26 protein-coding genes are annotated in these 18,400 nt (G+C 35.3%); 6 read left to right on the top strand and 20 right to left on the bottom strand.

All coding sequences use genetic code 11. The features are described from left to right. Positions 1-7 precede the first annotated feature (7 nt). From ABFC98_05855 to ABFC98_05830, 6 genes are all read left to right on the top strand, one after another. Positions 8-1,849: a hypothetical protein gene (locus ABFC98_05855; protein MEN6445553.1), complete on the top strand. Its 1,842-nt coding sequence runs from the start codon at positions 8-10 to the stop codon at positions 1,847-1,849. A gap of 2 nt (positions 1,850-1,851) precedes the next feature. After that, the gene (locus tag ABFC98_05850; protein MEN6445552.1) at positions 1,852-2,388 is read left to right on the top strand and encodes a hypothetical protein; all 537 of its coding nucleotides are present in this window, start codon (positions 1,852-1,854) and stop codon (positions 2,386-2,388) included. Beyond that, positions 2,385-4,577, top strand: coding sequence for a hypothetical protein (locus ABFC98_05845; GenBank protein ID MEN6445551.1), 2,193 nt, complete (start codon positions 2,385-2,387; stop codon positions 4,575-4,577). The genes ABFC98_05850 and ABFC98_05845 overlap by 4 nt, the downstream gene beginning before the upstream one ends. Positions 4,578-4,611: 34 nt before the next feature. Next, on the top strand, positions 4,612-5,472 hold the full coding sequence (locus ABFC98_05840; GenBank protein ID MEN6445550.1) for a hypothetical protein: 861 nt from the start codon (positions 4,612-4,614) through the stop codon (positions 5,470-5,472). A 12-nt stretch (positions 5,473-5,484) separates the two neighbouring features. Further along, positions 5,485-5,913 (top strand): hypothetical protein, encoded by a 429-nt coding sequence (locus ABFC98_05835; protein ID MEN6445549.1) that lies wholly within the window; start codon positions 5,485-5,487, stop codon positions 5,911-5,913. A gap of 68 nt (positions 5,914-5,981) precedes the next feature. Further along, positions 5,982-7,502 (top strand): hypothetical protein, encoded by a 1,521-nt coding sequence (locus ABFC98_05830; protein ID MEN6445548.1) that lies wholly within the window; start codon positions 5,982-5,984, stop codon positions 7,500-7,502. Between the two features lie 679 nt (positions 7,503-8,181). Here ABFC98_05830 and ABFC98_05825 read toward each other — a convergent pair. The 20 genes from ABFC98_05825 to ABFC98_05730 form a co-directional block, all read right to left on the bottom strand. Further along, the gene (locus ABFC98_05825; protein MEN6445547.1) at positions 8,182-8,787 is read right to left on the bottom strand and encodes a hypothetical protein; all 606 of its coding nucleotides are present in this window, start codon (positions 8,785-8,787) and stop codon (positions 8,182-8,184) included. A 172-nt stretch (positions 8,788-8,959) separates the two neighbouring features. Continuing rightward, positions 8,960-9,199, bottom strand: a complete 240-nt coding sequence (locus tag ABFC98_05820; protein ID MEN6445546.1) for a hypothetical protein — start codon at positions 9,197-9,199, stop codon at positions 8,960-8,962. Further along, positions 9,196-9,426, bottom strand: a complete 231-nt coding sequence (locus ABFC98_05815; protein ID MEN6445545.1) for a hypothetical protein — start codon at positions 9,424-9,426, stop codon at positions 9,196-9,198. Before ABFC98_05815 ends, ABFC98_05820 begins: the two co-directional genes overlap by 4 nt. 9 nt (positions 9,427-9,435) lie before the next feature. Beyond that, positions 9,436-9,792: an SLOG family protein gene (locus ABFC98_05810; GenBank protein ID MEN6445544.1), complete on the bottom strand. Its 357-nt coding sequence runs from the start codon at positions 9,790-9,792 to the stop codon at positions 9,436-9,438. Then, positions 9,789-10,760, bottom strand: a complete 972-nt coding sequence (locus ABFC98_05805) for a metallophosphoesterase (protein MEN6445543.1) — start codon at positions 10,758-10,760, stop codon at positions 9,789-9,791. The genes ABFC98_05810 and ABFC98_05805 overlap by 4 nt, the downstream gene beginning before the upstream one ends. Before the next feature lie 436 nt (positions 10,761-11,196). Next, the gene (locus ABFC98_05800; GenBank protein ID MEN6445542.1) at positions 11,197-11,358 is read right to left on the bottom strand and encodes a hypothetical protein; all 162 of its coding nucleotides are present in this window, start codon (positions 11,356-11,358) and stop codon (positions 11,197-11,199) included. Further along, complete coding sequence (locus tag ABFC98_05795; protein ID MEN6445541.1) at positions 11,355-11,519, bottom strand: hypothetical protein; 165 nt, start codon at positions 11,517-11,519, stop codon at positions 11,355-11,357. Before ABFC98_05795 ends, ABFC98_05800 begins: the two co-directional genes overlap by 4 nt. Then, positions 11,516-11,698, bottom strand: a complete 183-nt coding sequence (locus tag ABFC98_05790; protein ID MEN6445540.1) for a hypothetical protein — start codon at positions 11,696-11,698, stop codon at positions 11,516-11,518. The genes ABFC98_05795 and ABFC98_05790 overlap by 4 nt, the downstream gene beginning before the upstream one ends. Continuing rightward, a complete protein-coding gene (locus ABFC98_05785) occupies positions 11,698-12,495 on the bottom strand; it encodes a hypothetical protein (GenBank protein ID MEN6445539.1) in 798 nt (265 codons plus the stop codon). The genes ABFC98_05790 and ABFC98_05785 overlap by 1 nt, the downstream gene beginning before the upstream one ends. A gap of 54 nt (positions 12,496-12,549) precedes the next feature. Then, positions 12,550-12,834, bottom strand: coding sequence for an AAA family ATPase (locus ABFC98_05780; protein ID MEN6445538.1), 285 nt, complete (start codon positions 12,832-12,834; stop codon positions 12,550-12,552). A 138-nt stretch (positions 12,835-12,972) separates the two neighbouring features. After that, positions 12,973-13,371 (bottom strand): hypothetical protein, encoded by a 399-nt coding sequence (locus tag ABFC98_05775; GenBank protein MEN6445537.1) that lies wholly within the window; start codon positions 13,369-13,371, stop codon positions 12,973-12,975. 1 nt (position 13,372) lies between these two features. Continuing rightward, positions 13,373-13,915 (bottom strand): hypothetical protein, encoded by a 543-nt coding sequence (locus ABFC98_05770; GenBank protein MEN6445536.1) that lies wholly within the window; start codon positions 13,913-13,915, stop codon positions 13,373-13,375. A gap of 1 nt (position 13,916) precedes the next feature. Further along, complete coding sequence (locus ABFC98_05765; protein MEN6445535.1) at positions 13,917-14,825, bottom strand: hypothetical protein; 909 nt, start codon at positions 14,823-14,825, stop codon at positions 13,917-13,919. After that, the gene (locus tag ABFC98_05760; protein ID MEN6445534.1) at positions 14,798-14,974 is read right to left on the bottom strand and encodes a hypothetical protein; all 177 of its coding nucleotides are present in this window, start codon (positions 14,972-14,974) and stop codon (positions 14,798-14,800) included. The genes ABFC98_05765 and ABFC98_05760 overlap by 28 nt, the downstream gene beginning before the upstream one ends. Before the next feature lie 2 nt (positions 14,975-14,976). Then, complete coding sequence (locus tag ABFC98_05755; protein ID MEN6445533.1) at positions 14,977-15,315, bottom strand: hypothetical protein; 339 nt, start codon at positions 15,313-15,315, stop codon at positions 14,977-14,979. Position 15,316: 1 nt separating this feature from the next. Further along, entirely contained in the window at positions 15,317-15,508 is a 192-nt protein-coding gene (locus ABFC98_05750; GenBank protein ID MEN6445532.1) for a hypothetical protein, read from the bottom strand. Then, positions 15,502-16,593 carry a hypothetical protein gene (locus ABFC98_05745; protein ID MEN6445531.1) on the bottom strand — a complete coding sequence of 364 codons (1,092 nt, stop codon included), beginning with the start codon at positions 16,591-16,593 and terminating at the stop codon, positions 15,502-15,504. Before ABFC98_05745 ends, ABFC98_05750 begins: the two co-directional genes overlap by 7 nt. A gap of 10 nt (positions 16,594-16,603) precedes the next feature. Continuing rightward, the gene (locus ABFC98_05740) at positions 16,604-17,524 is read right to left on the bottom strand and encodes a thymidylate synthase (protein ID MEN6445530.1); all 921 of its coding nucleotides are present in this window, start codon (positions 17,522-17,524) and stop codon (positions 16,604-16,606) included. 259 nt (positions 17,525-17,783) lie between these two features. Further along, on the bottom strand, positions 17,784-17,969 hold the full coding sequence (locus ABFC98_05735; GenBank protein MEN6445529.1) for a hypothetical protein: 186 nt from the start codon (positions 17,967-17,969) through the stop codon (positions 17,784-17,786). A gap of 1 nt (position 17,970) precedes the next feature. Then, positions 17,971-18,400, bottom strand: a 430-nt coding sequence (locus tag ABFC98_05730) for a hypothetical protein (GenBank protein ID MEN6445528.1), incomplete at its 5' end; no start/stop codon positions are given.

The raw sequence follows: 18,400 nt of genomic DNA, 5'->3' as shown, positions 1-18,400 counted from the left end.
TAAAATAATGTCAACATGGTTTGATCAAGTAAAACCTTTATCTGCAAACACTACTGAAATAGCAGTAATTCCTTGGACTCCACACACGTTCTTTTCGACGGATTCAATTGTAAGGCCCCCAGTATCTAATGGTTATGTTTATAAATGTCTCACAACTGAGGTGACAATATTTGGGTTGGTTAATCAAGGACTCTCTTCTTGGAATGGTCCCACTGTATGGGGATCGGATTCAGGTATTTGGGATGAGTTTAATACTATTGAATATTATGATGTGGATGGAACACAGTATGAAACTTGTCGTTGGTGTGTATATGGTATAGATCCTGCTGAGTCAGGTGTGTTTTCTTGGACTGATCCTGATTATGCTATAGGTACACCAACTGTAGATAAATGTGTGAATTTCAAAGATTCTTCAATAAATCTTGGAGACACAGGTAATCAGCAAATACTTGGGGGAATTAATGCAACTAGCATATCATTTCCTCTCATTCAAGACATTGTACTTGCACGGACAGTAGCAGCAAGAGAATTAAGAAAAGTAAGTTATCCTCTAGCTGAGGGCACATGCAAGTTTAATCGTTCTGTATTTAAACTTGAAAAGGGTGATAATTTTGTACTTAAAATGACAACAATGTATGGAATTACTCAGTTGCCAGTTCTTGTAACAGGTATTACCGAAGAAGGTCCTGATTCTGATGTTATTAATATAACATGGATGGAAGATCCAAATTATTTAAGTGTTAGCACTTTTGCTGATTTGACAAGCATAAAACAGTATGCAATGCGAGGGAATGATACAACGGCAGGTAAAACTGCTTTATCAAAAGTAAAAGCTTTTGAATTACCTTATGGATTATCAGGTAACAAAATAAAGACTGGTTTATTAGTAAGTAGAGAAACTGGGGGTGAATCTGGCTTTAATGTTTTTTTTAGTTCAGATGGTGATAGTTACAGATTCATGACTCGATCTTCTAAATATTCTGTCTACGGTACAGTAGCAGTAACTTATATTCCACCTTCCAATACTATAGATGATAGTGTAGGTTTATATATAGATTTTTACCAACCAAATGATGTTGCAATAATTGAATCATTGACAAGAGGACAACTCGGTTCTCTTACAAATTTAGCTATATTGAACTCTGAATTTATTTCTTTTCAAACAATAACTCCAGTAACAGGTTTTACTGGTAGATACTTATTGTCTGGAATATATGGTGGTCGATTTGATACAGATAGAGTAACACATACTGTAGGAGAACCTTTTTGGTTCTTGGGTGCAGATCGTTATCAAATAATCTCTGATGATCGCTTGATGAAAGATGCTATACGTTATTTTAAAGTTGTTCCCTTTACTACGGAAACTGTTGGAAAGTTAGATTGTGCAGCTCAAGTAGCTTTGAATCTTATGGGTGGGGCATTGATGCCTTATTCAATAGTCAATTTGAAAGTAAATGGACAAGCAATTAATCCTCGTTATACGAAATATGAAGATTTGGTATTGACTTGGAATTTGAGATTAAAAGATGCTGGAGCAGGTTTAAATGTTCTTGAAAATCTTGAATCAACAGCTACTCCACCTATTTATATTCATTTTGGTGCAACTATCGGTAGTTTGGGAATAATAAATGGAAAGACTGCTTTTATCCCTGATGAAGGTAGTCCGGGTTTACCACAAGTCAATCTTTTGACAAATACATATACTATTCCAAATAGTTTACTTCAAGCATTAGGATATACAGCTAAAGCACTTGAAATAGTAATGTTTCCATTAGTAGATGTTAATCAAACAAGATTTTCTGGTAAGGCTACAACATTAGTTACCTATCTTGCAGACTGGAGGCCATAAAAATGTCTACTGATGTATATGAATTTGACACAGTAGATCCTAGTCTGTTGGGATGGGATGCTTTGTTAATGAATAATTTTGATAAGATTGAGGCATATAATTATACATTATTAAGGTATCAAGTAGCTTCTGGTGAAGTTATTATATCTGGTGAAGCTGTAAATTTATATAGGGATTATTGGAGAACAGCTAAAGCAGATGGAAGTAGGCAGCCAATAGCAGGTGTGGCTATAGAATCTGGAATATCTGGTGAATGGGTTCGTGCAAGAAGTAAAGGGCCTTTCACTGCTAATTGTTTTAATTTTATCGGAAGTGGTGAATATATTTATTTAAATAATAGTGGTGAGTTTGTTTCTACTGCCCCCTCTACTAATGTAGAAATTGTTGGATATGCATTAGCACATGATAAACTTTTTATAAATCCTTTACCAGTTAGTATTATTACTCCAGCAAGTAATGATATTGTAGATAAATCTGATGGTCATACATATAGAGTAGTTAGTAATAACGGAATGATAGGTTTGGAGGAAATAGCATGAAAAAATTATCTGCTATATTAGTGCTTTTATTTATTATTCTTACTCAACTTGGGGCTTCTACTACATATTTCGTTCCGGATTCACGTACTGTAAATGGAAAAAGACTTAATGCTAATATAACTTTGAATCAAGATGATATAGGAGATGGAACTACATATAAACAAGTATCTTCATCTGAGAAATTTATTTGGAATAGTAAACTTAGTCCATCACTATACGATGCTAATTCATTGCTAATAGCAATCCTAGATGATACCCCTGTCAAGCTTGAAGTAACTGAGGAAACAGTAATCGGGCGTGTAACAGGTGGGAATATTGCAGCTCTGACTCTCGGGGTAGCAGCCGGGAATGTGGCTAAACTCCCGGCTGACCCCGGAGCGAATACGGTTCTTGGATTTGACAACACCACGAATACCTACAAACCGTTTGCCATTGGGACGGGCCTTGCCTATGACCAGCCTACCGCCACCTTGTCATCTACGGGTAGTGGCGTTACAGCCCATTCGGACTTGACGGAACTTGATTACGCGAGTTCGGGACACACAGATTTCCAATACACCAGTTTTGCTAACATTGCTGAGTTTGGTGCCATAGGTGATAGCAATACATCTACAGCAGCCGATAATACAACTTATATCCAAGCTGCTCTAGATTCAGGCGCAAAAGATATATATATTCCAAAGGGCACTTCGGGCACGGGTATATTTTATTGCGGACCTCTTAATATTCCTTCAACTGTAAAGCGCATACATGGTCCAGGACATCTAAAATCTTACAGTGCAGCGTTTGTAAATTCAGCATTTCTTAACATTATGTCGCATCCAGGACCTCTTGCCCTGGAAGGTTTTACCATAGAACTTGATAATGCATTGTATGGAGATAATAACATAAATATAAATGTATACGCTTCTGATAGTGTAACTATGAGTAGGTTAAATATCATAGGTGGCTATTATGGAATATATGGGAATAGCGCAACTCATTTAATAATAACCAAAAATACTAAGATTTCCGGCTGGTACACAACATCAGTTTTATTTAATGCATGCTCCAACTCCGAGGTCAGCCATTCTCAGTTATTGGATACTGCTCCTGGAACAGCAGAAGCATTTAATGTATATGGAGGTACAAATGTAAATCTTATCCATAGTTATGTATCTGCTGGAGCTGCAGCGGAAGGGTTTGCTACACATTGGTCGCTAACATCAAAAAGCAGATGTGAAGATAATCGGATAAGGAATTCATCCCAAGAATTAGTAGCTGGAACAAGCAATACAGACTTTCAGATAATTAATAATGATTTAGAAGGTGTAGCTGGGGTCCATTACGACAATGGGATAAGCATTGGTGGATCTTCAGGAACACATGATAACAGCACGATTGTAAAAGGCAATCACCTTGTCGGTATTGGCGCGAATGGAATATTAGCAGGTGATTTTGCTATTGATATGATAGTAGACTTTAACACTGTTGATAATGCTGGAACATGGGGACCGGCAGCACCAGCCGGAACGGTGCATTGCAACGGTATTGCAGTTTATCCAGACGCACAAAATACCATTATCACGCGGAACATTCTCAGGAATACCGGTGCTAGCACGTCGATGCGCTATGGTATACGTGAGATAACAAAGTCAGAATTGGGTTATGGAACAAACGAAGCAAAAGGAACTTTTGTAGATGGTAATATAATTGTTAAAGCAACAGTCGGGGACGTTCTTCTAACTGGTACAACACCCTATGAAGCTATGACCCATACTATGTCGGGAACGGGTACATCAGCAATCACAAATGCTGATACACTTCGTGGCCCTTCTTCGGCTACTGATAATAATTTTGCTATATTTGACGGAGCCACAGGTGGCTTGGTTAAGGATAGTGGTGTTAATTTCGCATCGTTCTTTACCACAACCTACAATATAGGGGCCAACAAAAGCCTGAACACAGTCTACCGGAACACGACCGGAAAACCATTATTTCTTATTATTTCCGTGTGTGCCAGTTCCGGGGGAGATACTCTAATACTGTACGGGGATGCTGCGAATCCTCCGACGATTCAATCAGGTTTCTGGCAAGCCCCGGCTAATAACCATTGCGGGACATTAACTTCAGTTGTAGGGGTGAATGAATATTACAAGGCTGTTCCTGGTGCTTCTGTTGGTCTTGGTGGGTGGGTAGAGAAATATTAGTATTAATTAATATTTAGACTGGAGACTACTAAATATGGCAACTAATATATATGAATTTGACACAGTAGATCCTAGTCTGTTGGGATGGAATACACTACTGACAAATAACTTCAATAAAGCTGAGTTATATAATCACACCTATCTTCGATATCAAGTTGCTAGTGGTGAAGTTATAGTTTCAGGTGAAGTTGCAAATTTATATAGAAATACATGGCGAAAAGCTTTTGCTGATGGAGTTAAACAACCTGTTTCTGGAATATTTCTTGAATCTGGAATATCTGGTGAGTATGTAAGAGTTCGAACATTAGGTCCATTAACTGCTAATTGTTTTAATTTTGTTGGAAGTGGTGAATATATTTATTTAAATAATAGTGGAGAACTTACATCATCTGCACCTACTTCAAATCTTGAAATTGTTGGATATGCATTAGGAAATAAACAACTTTTTATTAGACCACAATACATTGATTCATCTATTGCTATTTCAGATAAATCAATCACTTATGCAAAGATGCAAGATATATCAGCGACAGCTAGATTACTTGGCCGCAAGTCTTCTGGATCTGGGAGTACAGAAGAATTATCAGCGAGTGACACAAAAAATTTACTTGGTATTACTCAGTATGATGAGACTGTAAATTATGATTTTGGAGTTGAATATAGAAATACAACTGGTAAAACTATAACAGTTGTAGCTATAGGATGGTGTGATACTACTGGAACTTTTATTGGTTATTCTGATCCTTCTACTCCAGTATCAAAATATGTGCATTGGGAAACTAAAGGTGCTAATCAACGTCATACAGTTAGAATGACTGTACCAAATAATAATTATTTTAAGGTAAATATAACTGGTGGCAATGTAGCTAAAGATGCATGGTACATAGAATACTAAAAAGGAGATAAAATGCCTACTTTCCAAAATGACAATGATTTTGCAGTGAGAGTCACTAATTTTTCTGGTGAAGCACAAGTAGTACCACCTGGGCACTCTGTTAAATCTTATCAAGATTTAACTGTAGATGGATTCACAGAAACTTCTGTTAGTCCAGTTGATTCACCTACATTTAATTGGAATGTAGTAATGATAGGAGTAGCAGGTGGGTCAGGAACAGTAACAGTTGGTAAAAGAATTACTGGATTAGAAATATTTAATAGAGTTGATAGTAGTGGGGAAGTTGATATTCATTTTAATAATGCTACTGGTCCCCGTGCTGCTTTATTACTTCCTGGTAGAGGTATTGAATTTGCAAAAGAAGATGTATGGGGAAAAGTGAACACTGTTATTGTTGAATCTACTTTTGGTGCAGTAGTAGATATAAGAGAAATGCAATAAAAATGGTTTTCAATTGACAAAAAGGAGAAATTGTTTGATTACTTTTTCAACTTTAAGAGGATAAATAAATGTCAAATAAAACCAAATTTATATTATTTTTGTTTGCACTTTGGTTTGGGTTTGCTGAACTTGTTAACGCTCAAACTACTTTTGAAGGAATAAGAATACCCAAAACTGTTACCCAAACAGAAGCAGAAGCTGGCACATCTACTGCTGTTAGATCATGGACACCTGATCTTGTAAAAAAAGCAATAGATGCTGCTATTGTAGGTAAAGCTGCTACAAATCAATTATTCTTCTTAGGTACAACGCAAATTGCAATTAATAGGGGAATAGGGGCTTTATCTATTGCGGGGATTAGCCTCGATAATGCTGCTGCACAGTTTTATGATACATCTGTTCCGACGAAGACTGTCAAGATAGACCCGTCTAATCAGACTCCAGGTAACACCGGGACCATTCAAGCACCAGATGGTGGGACAGCAATACTCCCTGCTGGTACGTTGGTTACAGCAGCAAACGTCATAAATCAAGCAATTACTGGATTTACATCTGGTGCAGCAGCTTTAGTTGCGACTGATAGTATTTTACAGGCAATTCAAAAGCTTGATGGAAATATTGCAACTAAAGCAGCAGTCAATGCGGACACTACGGGTTCTGCGGGTAGTATAAAATCTACTGCCACAACAGGTAAGATCACTGTAAGTGGTCCTGCTGCTGGACAGACACGAGCTTGGACAACCCCAGATGCGGATATGACCTTTCCCACTTCCGGTTTGTTGGTAGGCACCACGGACGTTCAGACCGTAACCAACAAAGCCCTTCAGCCCGTCATGGTGGACGGGTCAGCCGCGCTCAACCTCACTGCGGCACAAGTCACGAACACTATCATAACCAACACGGGTCAAGGCCCCAACGATATCAGCCACACACTTCCCGTTGCGGCGGCGGGGTACAACTTCATCGGCTCGGTTGGTGAAGCACAGGCGGCTAAATACTGGCGCTTCACGGCTTCCACAACCCCGACCCCTGACGATTTCATGTGCCTGAATGGTACGTGTGGCAAGACTTACGTGTCCATTGCCGTTCCGACACAAGGCGCAACCGTTACTTGCTGGACTCAGCAAATGGCGAGCACGGGAATAACCGTTGGTCCTGCCTTGGCAATAGGTTCAACCACCACGGCAGTGGCACACGGGGCGTTCAGCTTTGACGTTGCCGGGACCGGATACGCGAAAGTGGTTGATGCAGTAGGCGTAGCCCCTGGGAATGATGTTATCCCTCAAGGCAAATTCGGGGCCGTGGCTTTCGATATCGGGGTAAACGGCACCGTGGACGCTATTGAGGCATCCGCCAATGCTACCGGCTATGATACCGCTATCCTCGCCGTGGCAGGTCTGCCAGCAGCCGAAGCCGCTCATGTGCGCATGGGATACGTTACCGCCAGCAAGTCAGACGGTAATTTCACGTTCGGGACTACTGTTCTCAGTGATGGCAGTTCAACGGTCGCCTACACCAGTTCAACGGCCTACACAAAACCCTTCGCATGGTACTGCATATCAGGTGCCGGTACATGGAGCACCAACTAATGGACCGACGAGATTTCATCAAGAAGGCGACCACGTTCATCTTCGCCGGTGGGTTGTTCCTGCCGAGTCGAGACATTATTCGGCCAGCCGAGGCTTTGAATATGGCCGGGTTCGGGTCGAGTGGCGTTGCTGGGTGTAGTTATCCTACGAAGGATAGTTTTACTACCGACCCAGCGCAAACTACATGGTTAGGTTATTCCGATGGGACCAAGTATGCCTCAAGTAAATTCACTGCTGGTAGTTCGTATTCTTTGGCTAAACTAACGGTAAAATTGTTAAAAGCAGGATCGCCGTCATTTACAATAACAGCATATATTTACAGCACCCCTACAAATGATCCTGTCAATCTGCTTGCCACGTCTACTGACACGTTGTCTGCTGCTTCCGTAAGCACTTCAGCAACAGACTACACATTCAATTTCTCAAACTATGGTCTTATTTCTGGAACATCCTATAGCTGGGCACTTGGGTGTAGTTCTGTTGGAGATAGTTCGAACAGGATAGATATTTACGGGGGGTCTGGCGGAAGGACATGTTTGAGTGCTGACGGGTCTACTTGGACCTATGACTCGACACTCCAGTGTTATTTTATAACTCAATCCTGCTCATAGGAGCCAAAATGGGAGTCTTGTTCGGGGGTGGTGATATAGTATAAAAGGAGATTATATCTCCTTTTATACTAATTAACATAACTAATCTTGTTCCTCATTTCAACACGAAAGATTTTATCTGCTGCTTTATTTACTCTCTCTACATCACTTATCATCAAGATTTGAAGGTTACATTCTCTTGTTAACATTTTCGCCATATCAGAACAGTTTTCTTGTTCTTTATCTCCATGAAGATTTCTAAATGGTTCATCAGTTGCAAAGAATAAACGATTACCTGTTTTATTCCTTTTCAAGAATAGAAAAGCAATCTTTAGAGCAAAACAAGTTACATCTTTTACACCACCCCCAACAAAATCTGTTTCTTTCCCATCTTTCATGAACAACAGATCACACTCAGTTCGGCCTCGGCGCTGGACAAATTTAACAAGGAATTGATCTGGATCTTCAAATACTGCTGATAATGCAGTTGACACTAAATTTGAAATCCTATACTCAAGGTTTCTTTGTGTTTCTTCTGCTTTTTGTTGACAATACACTTGTGCAGCTTTAGCAGCAATTTGATCTTGTTCTAATGACTGGATTGATTGTTTATATGTTTCAATATTCCTTAGAAGGAAATCTCGGTTTGTTTTTTCGTCAATGAACTTTTGTTTGAGTTTTTGGTATTCAATCATATTCTCAATCCCTTAAAATGATCTATAACTTCTTTAATTGTATCCCTTTCCATAATCAAAACATCAGTCAAACTTTTTTCTGGAGAAAGTTCGAACCAAACCATCAAAGTAATTAAAAACCATAGAATAAATACTATAAGGGAAAATACCCTAATTATTATATTAAATTCTTTCATAATGGGAACACTTGTTTAAGATGGGTTAACTTCTCATTGATTTGTTTGTCAATGTTAACCAGTTCTGTTTCATTTGTTGATAGCCATTTAGAAACGAAATTTTCATCACAGTTACCAATCTCTTTTTTCAAGCTTTCTTCATTTGTTTTTAAAGAACCTTCATCTTGTGCAAGAGTTCTTTCTGTTTCAGCAATAGCTTTTTTGTAAGACTGAATATCTTGAATTATATTACTCATATTTTCTCCTTTTGTATTATAGCTTTTAGGTCGTTATAAATTTGATCTCTTTCTTCTTTTCTACCTCTTTGTATTGTAATAGATCCACCATGAATAAAATATATTTCAAGAGAAAATCCATAATGGTTACCATATTGTTGATAAAGTTCTTTTTTGATCAAGGTAGCAATATTATCAACATTTGCAGTAAAAAATAAATCTTCAAATTCAATTCCATATTTACTCATATCTTCTCCTTAATATGTTCTATGAATATAAACTTTAAGGTTTCTTTCTTTTGCTTTATTTATCATATGTTCTGTACCTCTACTTTGCCCATCCCATAAAGCTATCAAAACATCTGCATATTCTGCCATTTGTGCATTTCTTATTTTTCCTGCTGATTTTCCATAACGAGTCCATGCAGCATGAAATTCTGTTACTGGAATATTATGTTTAATAGCCCACTGTCTTCCAAGTTCATCTGCCCCTTTTGCCATTCCACAAACAACTTCAGTTATAGAAATATTTAATATATTTATTGCTGATGAAATAGCTGAATCTAAAGCAACTGGATTTGTTATTGTTCTGCTTCCTGCTATAATAACTTTCATGCTGGAATACTCCTTTCAACAAACTCGATTGCCTTTTCGCTAAGTCCAGAAGTAGATAATCCTAATCTAAGATTCAATAAATAATCAAGACCAGATTCCTCTACATTTTCATTCAGCTTTTCTTTTAGATCATTAAGTTCCTTACTTTGTTCTTTCTCCTTAGAAATCTTTTCGATATTCATAACCTGAGAAATATCTTTACAAGGAATATAATGAATATCACTTTTTCTTGTCTCTGTATCAAAGATAAAAATACAAGGTTTATGATCCATTTGATCTGATTTTTGTCTCATTAAAGAACCAGTATTAAGTAACCATTTATCTCCATTTATATGAGAAACACAAGAAACAACTGTTTTATGATTATCTCCAGATACAATAAGATCAAAATTATTATCTTTTAAAAACTTTCTTGCACTATCATAATTCTCTTGACCATACCATATCTTCTCAGAGATCATCATAGAATGGATAATAAGAATATTAAATGCTTCAGGGTCTTCTATTTCAGGAATATCATCATTCCAACCAGCACCATAAATATGAATACCTTCTTCTGGTTCAAACATATCCCCCCTGCCTAAAAGTATAATTGATTTAGCTGCCGCAAATGTCATGATAGGAGTATTTTCAAGATCGTTTGAATGGTACCTCATATCATGTTGCCCTGCTATATCTATCCCGATAACTTCTTTCTCTTTCCAACTCAAAAATAGATCAATGTATTTTTGAGTAACTGAATAAGGCAATGTAGCAGAATTAGTCAAGTCCCCTGCCCTTAAAATATAGGAACATTGATTGTGATAAGCCATATTATATATCCAATCAACTTTCCTAAACAATTCTGCTGAAAAATCATCTATTCTATTTTTTGGTGTTGTAGCTCGAAGATGCCAATCACTTGTGCAAAAAAATTTCATATTTATACTCTCATGCTTTGAAATAGCAGTCACTACAAACTCCGGCACATTCTTCATCACCTTTTGTCATTATACCTTTACATATACTACATGGAATATCAGAAGGCTCAGAATAATATTTTGGAAATTCTTTTTCTTCAACATGTATAAATCTACCACAATCAACACACCGTGGCGGATAAGGTGTATATCCAGAATGGATTGGGCATTTTTCATTTGATTCTAGTATTGTAGATGAACAAATACAATAATCTGGTAATCTACATTTGTGGTCTTTCATGGCACTAAAACCTTTCATGATAGTTTAAACTACACTAATCTAAATAAATAATATATGGTTGCTATTAAAGAACATAAAAATATAAACATACTCCATTTTTCGTTGCCTTTAAGTTTCTCAACTTCCATTAATAATGATGTATATGCAATAAGTAAAATAAGTTTTTCATCAATGCTCATTTCGCCCCTCACTATAAAAGGAATTTCATTTTTTAGTTTCCTCATTTTTTGGCCAATTAATCATTCCTTTTCCTTTACAAGTTTTACATTGATCTTGGGTTTTTATAGTACAATCTGGACATTCTCTTATACAATCCCATTCCGGATCATGATCCCACCCACATCTTAAACATTGATTTTGTTTCATTTCGTCTCCACTGTATAAGTAATTCCATTTTCATTTATATCAACTCCTACTAATTTTTCATCTTCTTTTATTTCATCTGTGGACTTAAACACTTCTTCTAATCTTTCCCAAGATATAAATCCCATAACACCGGTATTAGATCGCCCAATTTTTATTTTCATCCCTTCTCCTCAAGTTCTTCATGAATATGTGCTCTTATTTCTCCGGATAAATTAAAGACTTGTTCCAATAGTAGCAATCTTTCTATTATTAATCCCTTCCATTCCTCATCCGATATTTCTGTAGAGGTAAAAAACTCAAGTCTGAAAAATTCTTTCCTTTTGGGATTTATTTCACACATTAGAAAGTCACCTTTCCACTTTTAACGCTATCAGATAATGGACAGCTCACTTCAAATATAGGACAAAGTTTCACTGAATCAAGAAGGTTTTTAAGTTGGGAATTTTTGTCTTTAATGATCTCTTGACTATTATGGATTTTAGTTCTTAATTTTGATACTTGTTCTGATACATTTTTCACTTTATCTTTCAAGGAAACTATTATTCCTCGCTTCTCAATAAGCAGTTCTATGTCACTTAGAACTGCTTTTGCGTCTAAAAACTTTTGTTTCTTTTGAATTGATTCTTTTAAGAACTGAATACGATCGGATAAAGTTTTAATGTCTACTATTTTAAGTGACAAAGTATATTTTGTATCCACCAAAGTTTCTACTTCACTTAAAATAAGCCCGCATTTCAACCAGTCTTTGTTGTCTATGATCCTTTCTCTTAATTCAGAAGTTTTACCAGATAATTCTTTGACTTTAATTACCTTAGATTTCAACTCTGAATTTTTAATTACTAATCCATCTATCTCTATAAACAATGGCTCTATAGAATCAAGATGGGAAAGTTTCTTAACTTCCTTTTCAGATTCTTCAAGGTCTTTTTGGGTTCTGACAAGTTCCTTATTTATGTTATCTACATTGGATCTAGCTTTGTCAAGAACTTCATCAATGATAGTAAGTCCACAAAACTCATTAAGCTTTTTTGCAACTTCACCTGGAGAAGTATGTTTACTTAAAAGAAATCTATCATCTTCTTGACCTTGAATATTTATTTCATCTATCCGAGATATATCGAAAATTTCCTTTGGCACATCTGTTCTTAAAGCTTCTAACTTACCAGATTTATTACCATTTGAAAATCTGTATCAGTTTATTTTATTTTCTTCATCTGTTCTTTCATTTCGTTCTCTTATCACGGATCCATTATCAAATATAACTCCCACTGATGATGAATCTTTTTTATCTACTGGATAAGTAGTGGGTCTAAATCCTAACCCACGAAAATTATTTAAAAGAGCCCATTCAAGCCCCTCGTGAATTACTGATTTTCCATTTCCTGTAGAACCAGCAATAACATTTAAGCCAGGATCAAGTTCGAGTTCAGAATCTTTATGGCTTACAAAGTTTTTAAGTCTGATTGTTTTAATCATATTTTATTGTTCTCCAAAAATAACAACAAAATTTGCCTTTAAAACATATTGTAAGTATCCACCTAAAAGGAAATAAGAAATCAATTGATCTATAATTAATACGAATAGGCTTATACCATTTTATATCATCAACTGTTCTCATGATGGAAATCTTTCAAGAGCAATTTTTAATTCTTCCACAGTAACAGAAAGTTTTATTTCCTCTTTTACTTTTTCTTTTAATTCTCGAAGAGATTGCAATTCAAGATTTTGTTCTTTCATATATTTAAAAATACTTTCAGAATCATAATATCGTTCTCCAATAATCCTCCTTATTTTATTTTCAAATAAAGATATTCTTGTTTCAAGTAGTTCCTTTTCTTTTTTCATAGATTGATATTCCTGATATTCTGCTTCAATATTATTTTCCTTATAAAATTTTTGGATTGTATTTTCTTTGTTATGTTTCATCCCTAAATTTATTTTGTCTACACAATTGATAAAACGAGTATTAAGTACATTTAGATACGAATTTTTGGTTGATCTTTCTGCTTTCATTTTATTCTCCTCCATTTTTCCTTTTACCATAAAGTGTAATTAGGATGGCATCACTACGACCATCATACGTTCTGCCCCTAGGTCCTCTTAACACAAGTTTTGGAAATAAATTTTCTGCCTTTCTACAACTATCACCTTTTGTATCTTTGCCAATAGAGAAATGCTTTTGCCATTCTTGGGCAGATATTTCTTCAAAACTTACCCCAAGTGCATCAAGCGCCATCAATATTTCACCATATTGCTTACCAGTATTAAATCCTGAATTAGCACTTTGGTCAGGCCTAACTCCTTGTCTTTCAATGTAGCATAAACATTTATAAGGGGATGGTTTATCATAATTAACTAAAATTTTAAGAAGTTCTAATAACTTTTTTCTGTCAATAAACTTTTTTACTTGAGTTGTTTTCTTTGGAGTTATAGACCGTTTGGATCTTACTTCTTTTTTTATCTCATAAATTGGCATATCATAAACATCATAAGATCCATCAGAACGAATTATTCCAATAGCACCTGTTTGTCCTGGATCAATTCCTATTGATATCATATTATCTCATCTCCAATAAGTTTCGCCATTCAATAAGTCTTTCAGCTTTCAAGAAAGAATAAAAACCATATTTTTCACACATGTTTTCAAAGTCTTTAAGATAGAATACTTCATCATTCATGATTGAAGGAATCATAGTTCCTTCAAATGGAAGTACTACAAGTTTCTTATTACGTTCAATGATTCTTTGTCCTATTTCAGAAAGTATTAAAGTGTGTGTTTCTCTACTCCTTGATAATCTGCCAAGTAAATATTTAATAGCTGTTTTAACCCCAACATTTTCTATGCCTTTTACATAGTCAGTTGTGCATCCAGCTATTGCTAACACTTCTCCCCAATAAGAAGGATAAATACCAAATCTATCATAAAAATCTCTATCAGTAGTTTTTTCTTTAGATTTTGGATCATAAAGAAAAATTGTATCGTCAAGTAGTTGAAATAAATCATGGTCATTTGCTACAATACACATCTTCTGATTTCTTGTGTTGGTTTGAACAATAGAAGCAATGATATCATCAGACTCATATCCATCTTGATTAAATATGTTTTTGAATCCAATTGACGGTAGAACATCATTTTGAATTACAGCAAATTGACCATAACAAATATTATTATAAATTAAATCGTCTTCAGTGAGTTTACTTTTATCCTTTCTATTTGCTTTGTATTCTGGATATATTTCAAGTCTTTTTGAAGTTCTTGAATCCCAACAAAATACAAACCTTTTTGACTTGAATTTTTTTATAAGGTTACTTATTTGTTGGAGAAAAACATAAATAATGCTTGTGTGAATATTTTCATGTTTTAAATCCATTCCTTTCATTGCATGTTTTGCGGCATTGGCTATATAGCCAGAATCTACAACGATCATCAAATCATTTTTCATTTGCCACCATACATTCTTTTCCATTCTGCTATGGATTCAATATTAAGAGATATTTTATCTATACTATGATCTTTTGAATGGTGTACAAATACATGAGAAATAACAACTTTATATTTCTCTTGGAATTCATTTAATATTTCTTGGATATGTAATTCAAGTATTCCTTCTTCCATTTTTATTCTCCTAATGTATATTTAATTGATTCTTTTTCAACCAAAAGACCACGAAGTAAAACCATATAATTAATGCTATCAATTATTTTTTCATCCCATTTTTCAATTGAAATAGATTTTCCTTTAGATAAAACATTTACATATTCACAAATACTTTGTACATGTTTTAACCACATACCAATAAGAACTTGTTCTGGTGTTTCATTTATTAAAGGAGCTATTTGTTTAAATTGACAAAGACGATCTTTTTCATTTGCATATTCACCAGCTTTTAATCGTAAAACATCCTTGCAATTTTCTAAAATTGCATCTGTCATGGTATTAAATTCTTCGTAAGTCATATTATTCTCCTTCCATTAAAGATCCATAACTTTTAGGTTTAATTTCTTCAGTTATTCCATAATATTCTTTCATAGCTTGTTCTGCTTCATCTTGAGATTTAAAACCATGAATAAGTTGTCCATCCTTAGAGAAACACCAACCTTTTGGTTCAAAATAATAAACAAGATCAATTGTTTTTCTTTTGTTTACCATTTTGGCATCCTTTTAACTTTAGCTTCCTCTAACAAAGTATCCCATCTAGCTTGAATCATATCAAGCAATACAGAATATTCATCAGGATTTTGTTCAAAGAAAGGAACAATAGTTTTTTCACCTTGTCCCATAGTTTGTTCACCCCACTTATACCAACTTCCGCTAGGCTTAATTATTTCTGTTTCAAGAGCAAAATTCACAGCACTTCCAATATAATCAATACCATATCCATTTAGTATGTTAAATTGAATTGTACGAGAAGGTGAAGCAGCGTGATTCTTTTGTACATCTATTTCAATAGGAAATCCTTGAATCATACCATTATCATGTTTTAGTTCCCCCATTTGCCTTAACCAATAAATAATTGTACATGAATGATCTAAAGCATTTCCGCCAGATCGTGAAACTTTAGATTCCCAAGGTTTTGCTCCAACATTTGCTCTGATTTGAGAAACAATATGAAGGATACAATTAGAATCTTTAATTAACTTTGTATTTTCAGCATGGAAGAATTTAGATAGGATAGTAGGAATACCCACCTTGTAATCTTGTGCTCCCATTCCTTTCTTCTTGTCTTTCTTTACTTCTCTGGCATTGTCAAGTCGATCAAGAGCATCAAGCACAATCAATATGGTATCATATTTCCCTTTATTTTCTGTAAGAAGATTAACAGTCCAATCACAAAAATGTTCAATTGTGTTTGAATGTTCCCAGGTTATGTCATTGATTGGCAAGTGATTATCTGCTGCAAGTTGGTAGTTAAATTTATGTTCAGGTTCATTTACAGCAATTAGAACCTTTTTCCCTTGTTTCTTTCCTTCTCCATAAAAAATATTATTTGCAAGCTCGCACCAAAGCAAAGTCTTCCCAGTAGTATGTCCCCCTATTCCATTTACAATTGTGCCTTTAGGAAATCCATTATGAACATTTCCTGATAAAGCAAGATTGAGAGTTGGACATCCTGATGTTACCCACTCAATTTGTTCTGGCACTACGATTTGATGTTTGGATTTATCTTGAACATGTTCCACTACAGTTTGGGCATCTGCGGAAACTGATTTTCTTCTTAGCATTACTTCTGCCATATTATCCCCCTTATTTGTCTACCCAAATTCCATTGTATTGTGCTCTTAAAAAAGGAAATCTATTTTCTTTATCACATTCAAGACAATACCAATATTTATATAAAGGATCAATTTCATACCAACCAAAACGAAGCATTTTTGTACCACAACATTCACATATGGGATTATCAGCTTGTATTTCTTGAAGAAATTTTGATACATATCCAGTTTTTCTCCTTCTTAATTCAGCCAATTCCCATACATATTTATATATATGTAATCCTTTTGAAATCCCGATTGTTTCACCTGGTTCAACCCCTATCTCTGATGCCATATATTCTTTCAAGCATTGTAATCCACCAAAGTTAGCTGGCAATCCTCCCCACAAGTCCCATGATCTAAAATAAGTTGTGAAGTGTAATTTACCATCTTGAATACGAGTATCAATCAATTGTAAACAAGGTGGGTCTTTGAGTAACATATCACCTGGTTGAGCTACACTCATACAAAGTTGATTGTTTCTTATCTTACCTGTTTTGTATTTGTCGATGACATGCTGGACTTGATTGAATGTAGTTAAAAAAGCATCACGTTCTATTCTTGTATCATTTAGTCTTTGTCCATATGTATAGTCCTCTTCAGGTTTCTTTTCAGAAGACATCAAGTATAATACATAAGGATCACCTTCAAATCCTTCCCCACCTTCAATATATCCTAGAGCAACAGGATTAGGAATTCCAGAATTTTTCATATCATCTGGGAGTTCGGGTTCAAATGGTCTTATTTCTGGATGAAGTATTTGAATAATTACAAAATCAAATTCTAATCTATAATCTCCTGCATATGAACCTTCATCAATTTTGAAGACTCTACCATTATCCATAATAGACATTATTAATTGATGCCAGGCATCAGGGATTGTTGTTGCTTTGATCGAAACTACATTTAACATTTAAAACTCCTTATAAAGAAAACTGTGATGGGGTGGGACTTGAACCCACAAATTTTAATGAATAATTGACTGGAGGGTGAAACCCACAATGGGTATCTATATTCATTAAAACATAGTATGGGATAGGGATACTATACATTACCATTATGTTACCCATCACAGTTTAATATAGTGGGAAAAGTAACTAATGCCCCTCATGAAGTGATCACCGTAAGTTGTCAACTCCCACTTACATTAGCACTTTTCCCACTAACTGTTTTTAACTTTCTATATCTGTATCTTGTTTACTACAATTTCCATTTACATCTATTATAATTTCTTTGAATTGACAGCAATTATCCTCCTCGTGAAATTTACATATTGTTCTTTCACAAAGAATATTAGTTGGAGGTGAAAAACTAATTAATTTACCAGGTTGTAATAATTCTAATGTTTCTTCTTTCATTTTATCCCCTTCGTCTTCTTGCTATAGGTGCAGCAGTTTGTTCTGGTGCAGTTTCTACAGGTTTTGTTTCTTGTACGGGTGCAGTAGTTTGTACTGGTGTAGTTTGTGCAACAGTTTGTGTTGGTGCAGTTTCATTTCGTTTTGCTGAACAAGCATCCCATACACTACATCTCCCACAAAAACTTATCTTTTCACAATCAGCACCAAATATACCACCAAAAGGACATGTAGGTGTATTTGCTTGTTTTTGCTCTGTTTCAGTAAAAGCTTGACCAGGTTCAGGCTTATTATCTTGTGTTGTTGTTTGTGTTGAAGGGGTACTATAAGTTGTAGTACTGCCAGCTTCTCTCGGAGTTTGTTTCCAATCTTCATAAATTTCATCAAAAGTTGGAATATAAATAATAGTTTCAAGAGATATTGCTTTTGACATT

Origin of the sequence: Candidatus Cloacimonas sp. (assembly GCA_039680785.1) — a bacterium.
Classification (GTDB): Bacteria; Cloacimonadota; Cloacimonadia; order Cloacimonadales; family Cloacimonadaceae; genus Cloacimonas.
The sequence above is the reverse complement of the archived record's forward strand: the minus strand, read 5'-3'. Positions and strand labels throughout refer to the sequence as shown.

What these genes read in the sequence shown, in the direction of transcription:
- ABFC98_05855 (MEN6445553.1), top strand. Translation starts at nt 8, where the DNA reads ATGTCAACATGGTTTGATCAAGTAAAACCTTTATCTGCAAACACTACT.
- ABFC98_05850 (MEN6445552.1), top strand. Translation starts at nt 1,852, where the DNA reads ATGTCTACTGATGTATATGAATTTGACACAGTAGATCCTAGTCTGTTG.
- ABFC98_05845 (MEN6445551.1), top strand. Translation starts at nt 2,385, where the DNA reads ATGAAAAAATTATCTGCTATATTAGTGCTTTTATTTATTATTCTTACT.
- ABFC98_05840 (MEN6445550.1), top strand. Translation starts at nt 4,612, where the DNA reads ATGGCAACTAATATATATGAATTTGACACAGTAGATCCTAGTCTGTTG.
- ABFC98_05835 (MEN6445549.1), top strand. Translation starts at nt 5,485, where the DNA reads ATGCCTACTTTCCAAAATGACAATGATTTTGCAGTGAGAGTCACTAAT.
- ABFC98_05830 (MEN6445548.1), top strand. Translation starts at nt 5,982, where the DNA reads ATGTCAAATAAAACCAAATTTATATTATTTTTGTTTGCACTTTGGTTT.
- ABFC98_05825 (MEN6445547.1), bottom strand. Translation starts at nt 8,787, where the DNA reads ATGATTGAATACCAAAAACTCAAACAAAAGTTCATTGACGAAAAAACA.
- ABFC98_05820 (MEN6445546.1), bottom strand. Translation starts at nt 9,199, where the DNA reads ATGAGTAATATAATTCAAGATATTCAGTCTTACAAAAAAGCTATTGCT.
- ABFC98_05815 (MEN6445545.1), bottom strand. Translation starts at nt 9,426, where the DNA reads ATGAGTAAATATGGAATTGAATTTGAAGATTTATTTTTTACTGCAAAT.
- ABFC98_05810 (MEN6445544.1), bottom strand. Translation starts at nt 9,792, where the DNA reads ATGAAAGTTATTATAGCAGGAAGCAGAACAATAACAAATCCAGTTGCT.
- ABFC98_05800 (MEN6445542.1), bottom strand. Translation starts at nt 11,358, where the DNA reads ATGAAACAAAATCAATGTTTAAGATGTGGGTGGGATCATGATCCGGAA.
- ABFC98_05795 (MEN6445541.1), bottom strand. Translation starts at nt 11,519, where the DNA reads ATGAAAATAAAAATTGGGCGATCTAATACCGGTGTTATGGGATTTATA.
- ABFC98_05790 (MEN6445540.1), bottom strand. Translation starts at nt 11,698, where the DNA reads ATGTGTGAAATAAATCCCAAAAGGAAAGAATTTTTCAGACTTGAGTTT.
- ABFC98_05780 (MEN6445538.1), bottom strand. Translation starts at nt 12,834, where the DNA reads ATGATTAAAACAATCAGACTTAAAAACTTTGTAAGCCATAAAGATTCT.
- ABFC98_05775 (MEN6445537.1), bottom strand. Translation starts at nt 13,371, where the DNA reads ATGAAAGCAGAAAGATCAACCAAAAATTCGTATCTAAATGTACTTAAT.
- ABFC98_05770 (MEN6445536.1), bottom strand. Translation starts at nt 13,915, where the DNA reads ATGATATCAATAGGAATTGATCCAGGACAAACAGGTGCTATTGGAATA.
- ABFC98_05765 (MEN6445535.1), bottom strand. Translation starts at nt 14,825, where the DNA reads ATGGAAAAGAATGTATGGTGGCAAATGAAAAATGATTTGATGATCGTT.
- ABFC98_05760 (MEN6445534.1), bottom strand. Translation starts at nt 14,974, where the DNA reads ATGGAAGAAGGAATACTTGAATTACATATCCAAGAAATATTAAATGAA.
- ABFC98_05755 (MEN6445533.1), bottom strand. Translation starts at nt 15,315, where the DNA reads ATGACTTACGAAGAATTTAATACCATGACAGATGCAATTTTAGAAAAT.
- ABFC98_05750 (MEN6445532.1), bottom strand. Translation starts at nt 15,508, where the DNA reads ATGGTAAACAAAAGAAAAACAATTGATCTTGTTTATTATTTTGAACCA.
- ABFC98_05745 (MEN6445531.1), bottom strand. Translation starts at nt 16,593, where the DNA reads ATGGCAGAAGTAATGCTAAGAAGAAAATCAGTTTCCGCAGATGCCCAA.
- ABFC98_05740 (MEN6445530.1), bottom strand. Translation starts at nt 17,524, where the DNA reads ATGTTAAATGTAGTTTCGATCAAAGCAACAACAATCCCTGATGCCTGG.
- ABFC98_05735 (MEN6445529.1), bottom strand. Translation starts at nt 17,969, where the DNA reads ATGAAAGAAGAAACATTAGAATTATTACAACCTGGTAAATTAATTAGT.